Source organism: Halovivax asiaticus JCM 14624, from assembly GCF_000337515.1.
Classification (GTDB): Archaea; Halobacteriota; Halobacteria; order Halobacteriales; family Natrialbaceae; genus Halovivax; species Halovivax asiaticus.
Genome location: NZ_AOIQ01000021.1, coordinates 232,200 through 243,313, shown reverse-complemented (window position 1 = coordinate 243,313; position 11,114 = coordinate 232,200). Strand labels below are relative to the sequence as shown.

Below are 11,114 nucleotides of genomic sequence, written 5' to 3'. Positions count from 1 at the left end.
CCGGAGCGTGGACTCGATCGAGACACCGAAGCGGCAGTGGCAGGGATCAAACTCCCCGTGCGAACGACCCACGCCCGTCGATCGATTCGAAACCTTCAATTACGGGGGCGGGCTACGATCGAGTGCAGGGAAACGCAGGCCAGATGGGTTGGTAGTCTAGTCTGGTTATGACACCTCCTTGACATGGAGGAGATCGGCAGTTCAACTCTGCCCCAACCCACTTTTCCGACGCACCAACGAGGAATGGAGTGACGAGTCTGCGCGTCGGAAACGTGGGTGAAAAGAGTTGAACGAGACAAGTCGCAGCCCGGGAGTGAACGCGAGGCGGGAACGAAGTGACCGCCTCGGATAGCGAACGGCGACCGACGGGAGCCGTGAACAAACGTAGTGAGCGAGCCGGAACGTCTTGGCGTTGTTCAACGCTGCCCCAACCCACTTTTCGAGCGACAACGTGCGAGGAGCGTCGCACGGCGCTTTGTGCCACGAAAAAGCGAACGGCGAAGCCGTGAGCGACGCGACGAGTGCGTCGCTCGACGCTGTCACGGAGATGTCGCACTCGAACGCGATCGTGCCGATCGAGCCCAAACTGAGAGGGTCACGAGCAGCCGGTTCCACCTCGTGAAAATACCGCTCCGGCACAGTCGTGAGCTAGCCAGGAAGATAAAAGTCAGATTTTGGGCTCTTGTGCGGCGAGACCTCCCTGAGTTTGGCAATTTTGGCCGGGCGTCGGTGTCGAACGATGACGACGTCGTAGGATTCGTCGGTGGCAACAGTTCGCCCGACGCTACTCACTGCAGCAACGAGACGGCCGGCGTTTTCGCTGCCGATGAAGACCATGGACGCGTCTTCCTCGCGCGCAACGTTCCGCAGTCGAAGGGCGATCGTGCCGGCGGGCGCGTATCGACTCACGACCTTGTGCCGGAAGTTGGCACTTGGACACACCTCGATCACTTGCCTGTGGATCGTCGAAACGACAGCTGTCATGTCGAACGCCTCGTCGGGTTCGATCCAGCCGTGTTCTCTCGCGTAGTCCGCGTTCCCCTTCGGGATGACACTGACCGCCAAGACGTCCTCGTCGAAGACGTTCCCGAACTCCGTGGCACGGACGAGTGCCGCCTCAGCGAGCGCCGAGCCATCGAAGGGAACAACGAGTGTCATACATCACTATTGTCCCGGGTAGCGGAACCACTTTTGACCCTTTCCACGCGGTGGGAAATGTCGAAGTTGGTGCGCGAAAAAGCTTCAACCAATCGCCATTATATGGGTCAGTCCATGATAAGCGGAGATTGGCAGTTATTCGATGAGGATGTAACCCTCGTTGACGCGTGGATCCCCGAAGAAGAGTACGTACACGAACGGTCGTATTCGTCCACAAACGGAAAGAGAACTTTGGAAAAGAGCCCGAAGAATTCGGCGGGGATGATGAAGGCTTCCTCGGAGGCGGCTTTTTCTAACTTGTACCCAAACTCACTATCTGATCCCTCACGCTGACCGCTGTCCACCCCCTCCAGCCACCCGCCCCGTATCGAACTCCAGCCTCCCGAGTGCTGCAAGGCAATCCACGCACATCCGTTTCTCCGAATCCCGATACCGCTCGGATAACGGTCCGTCGTGGACCGCCCTGAGGATCGCCCAGTAGGTTTGTTCTAGATCTGCCCCACAGCGTGGGCACGGGTCGTCCGGCCGCGGCTCGTCGAAGTCGTAGCGCCCCATCTCAGTTCACCTTCAGATTCCCGAGTCGCAGAACCAGATCGTCGACTCCGGCTTTCGAATCCCAGACGAATTCGAGGTAATGCTTCGGCTGACTGTACCACTGGTGTGCGAGAGCTTTTTGTCTCGGTGGTGAATTCCGTCTCATGGTGGAAGGATACCCTGTCAGGGGAATTCGGAAGCCACGTCTCGGGTGCCTTGAACACCCGGGACATTTCTACGCGCATGCCCCCGCGACTGAATGGAGCGTGGCTTCCGTTCAACACGTCAATTCGAACCACAATATAATTATCGTCGATTAGTTGGAAACTATCTTAGTTGTGCAGTGATTGGCCGGAGATGGAGAGGACAACTGCGACGACTCAATTACGGCCAAAAGCCCCTTTCCTTCCTACCCCAGGTACCTCATGTCGGCTACCTCCGCAGAGTGGTGGCGAGACGGTGGGAAGCTGCTAGATCATCGGTTCGTCCCGGATATCCGGGTGTTCGCGGACGAAGGAGACGAGTCGATCCGCGTAGGACTCGAACGGCGGGACCGAAATGTCGCTGTCCGCGAGTGCCCACGTGGTGTTCGGGCAGGCGTAGCGCGTCGGGTGATCGAGGTAGTCGAGGGTGTACGGGTCCGTGTCGATTCCGAGGCGGCCGGCGGCCTCCATCGCGCCCACCGCGACCGATTTCGGCGTCGGAAGGCGGACCGTCCGGTGATCCGTCGCCGCCGCCAGGGTATCGACGAATCGCGGGACGGACAGGGGCGCGGGGTCACAGAGCTGGTAGACCTCGCCGACGGCGTCCTCGCGGGCGCTGAGATGCGCGATGGCGTCGACGACGAAGTCGCGCGGGACGACGTTCAGTTCGGCGTCGCCGGAGTTCGGCAGGGAGAAGGTCGCCGAGAACCAGCGCGGTTGGGCGAGGAGCAGCCGAACGAGGTTGTAGGGGCCGTCGAACTTCTCGGTCTCGCCGGTCCGGCTGTCGCCGACGACGATGGCGGGGCGGTAGATCGTCACCGGGAGGCCCGCGGCCATGCGCTCCTGGACGGCGACCTCGGCGCGATACTTCGTCTCCTCGTAGTGGTTGTTGAACGACTGGCCCTCCCGGAGGTGGTCTTCGGTGAACACGCCGTCGTACCGCCCGCTGACGTAACAGGTGCTGACGTAGTGAAAGCGCTCGACGTCGACCGATTCGGCGAACGAGAGGACGTGCTCGGTCCCACGGACGTTCACGGCCTCCGCCAGAGCGGCCTCGACCCCGAGATCGTAGACCGCCGCCAGGTGGTAGACCTCGGAGACGCCGGCCAGTTCGTCCCGGTCGTCTCCCAGTCCCAGATCGGCGTCGGTGATGTCGCCCTCGTAGAGGCGGATCTGGTCGCCGTCCCCACCGTCATCTCCAGCGGTGTCCTCGTTGTCGCCCACACCGTCGATCTGGGCCACGATCTCGTCCGCACGATCACGAGCGGCCTCGGCGTGGTGGGGCTGGACCAGACAGGCGATCGGGCCGTCGCCGCGGGCGAGCAGGCGTTCGACCAGCGCCGAGCCCAGAAAGCCCGGGAAGCCGGTGACAAAGACTGCCAGGTCGCTCACGACAACCACCGCGTGAGGCGGCGCTGGACAGCGGAGAGCCCGGTGAACGCGCGGGCGAACAGCCAGGTCGGGACGCCCGGCGGGGCGTCGAGCGGCCCGACTCGCGAGGTGGCGATCGTGCGCGCCTCCGTAAAGCGGGTGATGCCCTCGGGACCGTGTCGCCGGCCGAGTCCGGAGTCGCCGAAGCCACCCATCGGCGCGTCGACGGAACCCCACCCGATCGTGTAGGGGTCGTTCACACAGACGGTGCCGCAGTCGATCTTTCGGGCGACGTCCCTCCCACGGGCGCGGTCGCCCGTCCACACGCTCGCGTTCAATCCGTACTCCGTGTCGTTGGCCAGCTCGATCGCCTCGTCGGCACCGGTGACGGGCGTGACCGAGACGACAGGCCCGAAGGTCTCTTCGCACGCGACGCGGTCGTCAGGGTCGACGTCCGTGAGGATCGTCGGTTCGTAGCAGAACGGACCGACGTCCGGCCGTGACCGCCCGCCCGAGACGACGGACGCCCCGTCCTCGACCGCATCCTCGACGTGGCCTCTGACGGATTCGAGGTGAGTCTCGTCGATGAGCGAGCCGACGTCCGGCCCGTAGTCGAACGCGAGCCCCATCGAGAGCCGGCGGGTCGCACCCACGAATGCGTCGAGAAAGGCCTCGTATCGGCGCTCGTCGACGTAGATCCGCTCGGGTGCTAGACAGAGCTGCCCCGCGTTCGTGAACGCGCCCTTCACGGCGCCACGGGCCGCCGTCCCGACGTCCGCGTCGCCCAGCACGATCATCGGGTTCTTCCCGCCGAGTTCGAGCGAACAATCGATCAGGTTGCGACCCGCCTGCTCCGCGACGATGCGTCCAGTCTCCGTGCTGCCGGTGAACGCCACGTAGTCGACCGCGTCGATCAGCGCCGGCCCCACAGTGGCCCCCTCGCCGGTGACGATCTGGAAGACGTCGGCCGGCAAGCCGGCCTCCTCGAGGAGTTCCGAGAGGGCGAGGGCGATGTATGGCGTCTTCGCGTCGGGTTTGCAGACGACGGCGTTGCCTGCGAGCAGCGCCGGAATCGCGTCGGTCATCGAGAGCGTCAGCGGGTAGTTCCACGGGGAGATAACGCCGACGACGCCGACGGGGTCACGAGTGACGGTCGCCGAGGACGCGAGCGGGATCGGCGCCGATCGCCGGTCGTCGGCGATGGCGCCAGGACCCGCCGAGGCGTAGTACGAGCACGTCAGCGGGACGTCGACGACCTCCTCTAACGCGTGGTGGCGTGCTTTGCCCGTCTCGAGCTGGACGATATCGAGCAACTCGTCGCGGTTGGCGGCGACGAGGTCCCCGAAGCGTTCGATCACGGCCGCCCGGTCCTCGACCGGCATCGCCGCCCACGACGACTGGGCACGGCGAGCGCGCTCGACCGCCGCCGCAACGTCGGCCGACTCGTACGCCGGAATCGTCCCGATCGCCTCGTCCGAGATCGGCGTCCGGACAGCGATCGACTGGTGCTCCGTCGACCCGTCTGCGCGTCCCGTCGATCCCCCGACGCACTCGGCGAGCCGCTCGAAACGCGCCGGCGACAGTCCAGTGTCGGATACCGGCGTCGAACCCATCGAACTGGTCATACGTGGCCTATCACTGAGGAAACCTAATAAGTTGACGCGCGTGGCGACGCCGCGACCGATATCGAGGGAGCGAAGACGGCCGGCTGGGGGACGTATCGCTACGACGGCGGTGACTTCGCCGAGCTCCCGGACGCGATCGAGTGGGACAGGTGAAGTATCCAGGGGTCCACGAAACGGCAACAGCGCTTATCATCCAGTAGGAGCATCACTCTGTCGTGAATCTTCAACGGATCGTCCTGCTCGGCGTCCTGGGGATGGTCTTCTCCAGTGCGCTGCTGTCGGCCAACGTCCTCATCGCCGCCGACCAGACGGTGATGGATGCAGACTACGCGGCCGACACCGCCGACGAAGCGAAGCTCCACGGGTCGCTCGAAGGCGAGATCGAGCGTCAGATACAGGCGAACGACTCGGTCGATACGGCGGCACTTCCCATCGACCGGTCCGTCGACGACATCCTCGCCGACTCGATCACCAGCGACTACGTTCGCACGCAGGTCGAGGCCAACATGGATCGGTTCTACGCCTATCTCGACGGCGACCGAGAGACGCTCACGCTCGAGATCGAGACCGAGCCCGTCGTCCAGAACGTACTGGACGAACTCGAACCCGAACTCGAGACGCTGCGCCCCAGTGACTTCGACGAGACGCTCGCGAACGTCGGCTCCGACGAGATGGCGGCCGATCACGGGACCGCGATCGAGGAGATGACCGAGAGTGAGTCCCAGTTTCTGGCGCACAGACAGGCGTTCGAAGAACGAGTCAAAGAGCGCATCCAGGAGGAGACACCGTTCCCGATGACCGACGAACAGCTCGACCGCGAGTACGAGAATCGCCGCGAGGATATCAGGGCGGACCTGATCGCCACGCAGGACGAGCAGCTCGCGGCGGCCGTCGAAGACGGCACGCTTCCGGCGTCGTTCGAGGCACCCGTCCGGACGATCATGACCGCACGGATCGACGCGCTGACCGGCGAGATCGGCTACGATTCGTACGTCACCGCCGTCGAGACAGGAATGGACGACCTGCGTGCGGCCGCCCTCGACGAGGCCGAGACGCGACTCCGCGAGGAGGTCCCCTCGACGATCGATCTCACGGAGGACTTTGGCTCCCAGGAACGCAGTTCCATGGAGACGGCCCAGCGGGCGACGGGACTGGCCGGAACGCTCACGATGGTCCTGCCGCTCGTCGCGCTCGGCGCAGCGGCGATCGTCGCCTTGCGGTTCCCACCCGCGGTCGCGGCGCGTTCGATCGGGCTCGGGGCTGCCGTCGTGGGTCTCGTCAGTCTCGTTGGCGCCCGGGTGACCGAGGGCGCGGTCGGCTCGGCCATCGACGACGCCGACGGGCCGGAGGCGGCGCTCCAATTCGTCAGATTGCTCTTCGAGGGGTTGTTCGGCATGCTCACCTGGCAATCGGCCGGATTGCTCGTGGTCGGGCTCGGACTCGTCGGCGTGAGCGTCGCGATCCAGCGTGGACTCGCCCTCGCAGACGACTAACCGGGACAGGTGGCCGGATTCGTTCCGACGGCCTGGACCGCTTCGACGATATCGTCGCTCACCGCTCAGTGGAGAGTAACACTCAGGCCACCCGTTCGACGGCCCCCTCCTCGGTCACGGCGACGGCTTCGGCCCAGACGACGTTGACGACGGCACCGAGCAGGATGACGATGCCCGCCAGGTAGAGCCACGTGAGAAGCAGGAGGATCCCGCCGACGGCCCCGTACCCCTCGTACTGGCCGGCTCTCGACGCGTAGAACTGGAAGCCGATCTGGAGGGCAGTCCACCCGACGGCGGCGAAGAGGACGCCCGGGAGCACCTCCCGGATCGAGACGTCGACCGGCGGCATGACGTAGTAGATCGGCAGAAAGACCAGCGTCAGGCTGGCGAGCAGGCCGACCAGGCCGAGAAGATTCCCGAAGGGGACGTACGCCGCAGCGAAGCCGAGGAAGAGGCCGACACCGATCATCGCCGCGAACCCGCCGGCCACGGCGACCAGCGCGACGATCCCGTCCACGAAGTGGCCGGTGAAGGACTTCTCGGCGTCGGTTCCGTAGATTCGGTCGAACGACATCGAGAGTCCCCGGAAAACCTTGAGCGCTCCCCAGACAGCTACGACGAGCGCGATTATCGTGGCCTGTGCCCGCCCCGACTCCGCGGTCAGTGCCTCCTCGATGAGTGCCACACCGACGGCCGGCATTGCGTCGCCAGCCCCTTCGACGAGTGCGGCGGCGATGGCCTCGCCGCCGACGATCGAACTCACGACGAGTGCGAGGACGACCGTCGGCACGATCGAGACGAACGCGTAGTAGGCGAACGCCGCCGCGAGTACCGTGACCTCGCGGTCGGTCGCGACGCGATAGACGTCGCGTGCCGCCCGGGAGAGCGCGGCCGCGTTCACGGCTTACCCCTCGGATCGGTGTCATCCCGAGAGTGTTGGTTCGCGGCTGAGCCACCACTCATCGGCGGCGCCCCGACACAGTCACCACCCGGTGCAGAAGTTGTGCGTGGCAAAGACCTTCCCCTCGTCCGTGATGTAGACGCCGACCCCGCCGCGATCCCAACCCTCGGTGAGGATCGCCTTCCGATGGGGTGGTGAGTTCATCCACTGTTCTGCGAGGCCGTCGGCCAGTTCCTCGGCCGTCCGGTAGCGGTCGGTGCCGCCGTCGCTCGTTTCGACCGACCTGGCGACCCAGTTCTGGGCGATGTTCTCGCCGTACTCGTAGCAGTAGTCCGCAGTCGTCTCGAAGCGGTCCAGCGGGCTCTGTCCGTCCGGGTTATCGTGGGCGAAGTACTCACGGTCGGCCATGTCTTCGCTGTGTGCACGCGCGACCGACGCGATCGTCCCGTCCCAGACGAGCGGGTCGAGGCCGCGTTCGGCCCGAATGTCGTTGATCCGGTAGTGGACGTAGTCCTCGACGTGCTCGCTCCGGACCGTCGCAACCCCCTCGTAGGTCGTGTTCCCCGGGTTGTCGGCGTGCTGGATCGACGGGTTGTGATCACCCGCTGCGGGCGGCGCGTCGGTTTCGATCGCGCTCTGTTGGTATATGACCTCGTCGACGAACTGTGGCGCCACGGTGACGGTTGCGAAGACGAGGCCAACGAGGACGATCACCGTCAACACGAACCGGACGAGACCGAGCAGTGCCCGGTCCCCTTGCGGTCCTGTGGCGGCGTTTCGATCGGGATCAGACCGCGTGTCCATCGCCTCGACCGTTGGGTCGGCGGCCATATTGACCTGTGGGTTTTCGCCCGACCCTACAGCGCGTACGCGAGCGTTACGTGAACGGTCGAGAACGCACGTTCATGTGTACGTGGCAGTGTCCGACTCCGACGGCAGTGGTTCCGGTCAGGGAGCCGGACAGTTCACGATATATCGTGCCCGCAGCCGGTGGCCTCACGCGACGCGCCGTTTTCACTGTCTGGGCCGCACACGATCCCAGCGCCCGCGGCCAGTGAGCGCAGTTGCCGCCGTGGCAGGTCCGATCACCCGGATTCCGATCGCCGTTCGTGAACGAGCCCGTCGATGGCCAACACGAGCCCGGGGACGACGACCATGAACAGGTGTTCTTCGACGGGAATGCCGGCGACGTCCACGCCCGTTCGTAACTCGATGCTGAAGACGCCGACGGAGAGAGTGTATCGATCCCAGACGTACGCGATCGGATAGAGGGCGACGATGGTCCGTGCTGCTCGTCTCAGGGAGCCGGTCCGCCGAAGTGCGACGAACGCGATCGTCCCCCAGAACAGTTCGGTGACGAGGTACGTGAAGCGACCAAAGACACCGATATCCGGACGGACACGCTCGCTCTCGTCGCCGACGGCCGCCCTGACGAACCGAGTGACGCCGGTAACGGGTGACACCATACAGTGTCCCCGACGAGGCCGGCGAAAAAGCCCGGGCCTCCGAGAGTGGGGTGCTACCCCCTCGCAGGTAGCACCCCGCTCCTGCGAGGGACGCCGTCCCAGGCGACACCAGGACGGAATAGGCGACCGATATGGCAGGAGGAGCAGTTCTCGGTCCACGATAGCGGACGTGTCTGGAAGCCAGGTGCTATCGACCCACACAGTCAATATGTTGATTACCGTCGGGCCGAAAGGACAGAACGGACCGATGAATATTGCTGATATTGCGACCCGTGACCACCTCGAGATCGACGTCGGGACGCGCATGGGGAAAGTCAGAGCGGAGTTCGAGAACGGCAACCCCAAAGGGATCATCGTCACCGACGACGGGGAGTACGAGGGCGTCATCAGCGAACGCCAGGTGCTCCAGAGCCACGTCGAGGACGACGCGAAGGTCGCTGCGTTGCTCAAGCCGAGTCGATCGGCGCCGGCCCCGACGGTCGATCGCGACGAGGACGTTCGTGAGACCGCCCGGATCCTCATCGAGGGCAACGCGAAGATCGCCCCCGTGTTCGAAAACGGCGATCTCTGGGGCGTCATCACCGACGATGCCGTCCTCGAGGCCGTCCTCGAGAACCTGTCGGCGATCACCGTCGCGGACGTCTACACCGCTGAGCCGATCACGGTGACCGAGGACGACGGCGTCGGGAAGGTAATCAACCAGCTTCGCGAGAACGGCATCTCCAGACTTCCCGTTCGGAACGAAAACGGCTACCTGACGGGAATGGTCACGACTCACGACATCGCCGACTTCGTCATCCGGGAGAACGAACGGATGACCCAGGGCGACCGGGTCGGCGACAACGAGCGCATGCTCGACGTCCCGGTCTACGACATCATGAACAGCCCCGTCGAGACGATCGAGTCCGCCGCGACCGTGCAGACGGCCGTCGAGACCATGCTCGAGTTCGACTACGCGGGGCTCGTGGTGACGCCGGCCGACGACGAGCGACAGATCGACGGCGTGATCACCAAGACGGACGTCCTCCGCGCGCTCACCTACACCGAAGAAGAACAGATGGACGTCCAGATCACGAACATCTCCCAGCTGGGCTCGATGAGTCGGACCGACGTCGTCGAAAGCATCGAGTCGGTCGTCGACAAGTACGCCAAGATGCAGGTCCAGCACGCCCACGTCCGCTTCCACGAGCACAAGGAGAAACTCCGCGGCCAGCCCCTGATTCGCTGTCAGATCCGACTCCGAACGAACAAGGGCCAGCTCGCGGGTTCCGGCGAGGGCTACGGCGCCGACAGCGCCTTCCGCGTCGCTCTGGACAAACTCGAACGGAACGTCCTCGAGCTGAAAGGGATCACGAGCGACGAGGAGTACCGCGGTCAGCTCCTCCGGAAGTTAAACGAGATCTGAGCCGACGAAGTGACCGATCGCAAGCTGACAACCTGCGATTTCAGAACTGGAAGTCGGAGAGTACCGCCTCGATCACGACCACGTTCCCGTCCACGCGAATCGACTGTATCTCCCCGTTCTCGACGAACTCCGCTTGCGCCTGCGCTTCGGCGTCTGCCTTTTCGGCCTCGGCCGTCTCCGCGTCGGCGTAGTGGGCTCGCGCTTCCATCGAGATATCGGTACCATCGGCGTCCATCGTGATCCCCATCAACTCGAACGACTCGGCGTCGTCGAACATGACACCCGACATCGCGGCGCCAGCAACACCGGAGAGCGCCGCATTCCACTCCTCGTCGACGTCCGAGATGCGATCGACGTCCCCGTTCCGAGCGTCGATCAGGGTCTCGTAGTCCGAACTCATAACGACCGCGTCCGAGCCGATCGCGATCGCCCCGTTGACCACTTCGTAGTCGCCGACAGTTTCGGTCTCCGCCTCGCCGGCGAGTTCCGTGACGACCGCGTCGCGATCGAACGAGCCGGTCAGAACGACCCCCGTTCCGCTCGTCTGGAAGACGAGCATGCCGTCTACGTCGTCGGCGGACACGCCGAGGCTGTCGGTCAACGAGTCGAGATTCAGTTCCGAACGCGCCTCGTCCGGCCAGGTATCGGTTATCCGAGCGAGATCAGCGTAGATGACGGTTCCAGCATCCATATCGACGAGAAGATCTGCGGCGAGCCACTCCTCGTAGGCGGCATCCGTCTCGTCACTCGAATCCGCATCGTCGTCGAGCAAATCGCCGGTACAACCCGCCACCGCGGCGGTGGTTCCCGCTGCGACGGCACTCATCAGCGTCCGTCGGGTAACATTGTCCATACCACAGGCCATTCGAGCGGTCTCGAATAACCGTTCCGGCCTAACCGAACCGGCTGCGGGGGAGAACTGGTTCGGATCGACGGTGGGTGGAGCCGGTCCGAACCG

10 protein-coding genes and 1 tRNA gene are annotated in these 11,114 nt (G+C 64.5%); 3 read left to right on the top strand and 8 right to left on the bottom strand.

The annotated features are described in order from the left end of the window. Positions 1-145: 145 nt before the first annotated feature. Positions 146-220: transfer RNA gene (locus C479_RS13750), tRNA-Val, on the top strand. Between the two features lie 428 nt (positions 221-648). On the opposite strand, the gene C479_RS13745 is transcribed toward C479_RS13750, so the two are convergent. From C479_RS13745 to C479_RS13730, 4 genes are all read right to left on the bottom strand, one after another. Then, complete coding sequence (locus C479_RS13745; protein ID WP_007703750.1) at positions 649-1,158, bottom strand: universal stress protein; 510 nt, start codon at positions 1,156-1,158, stop codon at positions 649-651. Positions 1,159-1,482: 324 nt separating this feature from the next. Further along, entirely contained in the window at positions 1,483-1,713 is a 231-nt protein-coding gene (locus C479_RS16845; protein WP_083893869.1) for a hypothetical protein, read from the bottom strand. 449 nt (positions 1,714-2,162) lie between these two features. Continuing rightward, complete coding sequence (locus C479_RS13735) at positions 2,163-3,296, bottom strand: SDR family oxidoreductase (protein ID WP_007703749.1); 1,134 nt, start codon at positions 3,294-3,296, stop codon at positions 2,163-2,165. Beyond that, positions 3,284-4,891 (bottom strand): succinic semialdehyde dehydrogenase, encoded by a 1,608-nt coding sequence (locus tag C479_RS13730; RefSeq protein ID WP_007703746.1) that lies wholly within the window; start codon positions 4,889-4,891, stop codon positions 3,284-3,286. The genes C479_RS13735 and C479_RS13730 overlap by 13 nt, the downstream gene beginning before the upstream one ends. A 215-nt stretch (positions 4,892-5,106) precedes the next feature. On the opposite strand from C479_RS13730, the gene C479_RS13725 reads away from it, so the two are divergent. Beyond that, the gene (locus C479_RS13725) at positions 5,107-6,384 is read left to right on the top strand and encodes a hypothetical protein (protein WP_007703744.1); all 1,278 of its coding nucleotides are present in this window, start codon (positions 5,107-5,109) and stop codon (positions 6,382-6,384) included. A gap of 82 nt (positions 6,385-6,466) precedes the next feature. Here C479_RS13725 and C479_RS13720 read toward each other — a convergent pair whose 3' ends face one another. From C479_RS13720 to C479_RS13710, 3 genes are all read right to left on the bottom strand, one after another. Further along, positions 6,467-7,285, bottom strand: a complete 819-nt coding sequence (locus tag C479_RS13720) for a YihY/virulence factor BrkB family protein (protein WP_007703740.1) — start codon at positions 7,283-7,285, stop codon at positions 6,467-6,469. Between the two features lie 81 nt (positions 7,286-7,366). Next, positions 7,367-8,116, bottom strand: a complete 750-nt coding sequence (locus tag C479_RS13715; protein WP_007703737.1) for a CAP domain-containing protein — start codon at positions 8,114-8,116, stop codon at positions 7,367-7,369. A gap of 254 nt (positions 8,117-8,370) precedes the next feature. Next, the gene (locus C479_RS13710; protein ID WP_007703734.1) at positions 8,371-8,751 is read right to left on the bottom strand and encodes a lycopene cyclase domain-containing protein; all 381 of its coding nucleotides are present in this window, start codon (positions 8,749-8,751) and stop codon (positions 8,371-8,373) included. 247 nt (positions 8,752-8,998) lie between these two features. Between C479_RS13710 and C479_RS13705 the strand changes: the two genes are divergently transcribed. After that, positions 8,999-10,156, top strand: a complete 1,158-nt coding sequence (locus C479_RS13705; protein ID WP_007703732.1) for a CBS domain-containing protein — start codon at positions 8,999-9,001, stop codon at positions 10,154-10,156. 40 nt (positions 10,157-10,196) lie between these two features. On the opposite strand, the gene C479_RS13700 is transcribed toward C479_RS13705, so the two are convergent. Continuing rightward, on the bottom strand, positions 10,197-11,009 hold the full coding sequence (locus C479_RS13700) for a hypothetical protein (RefSeq protein ID WP_007703730.1): 813 nt from the start codon (positions 11,007-11,009) through the stop codon (positions 10,197-10,199). Positions 11,010-11,114 lie beyond the last annotated feature (105 nt).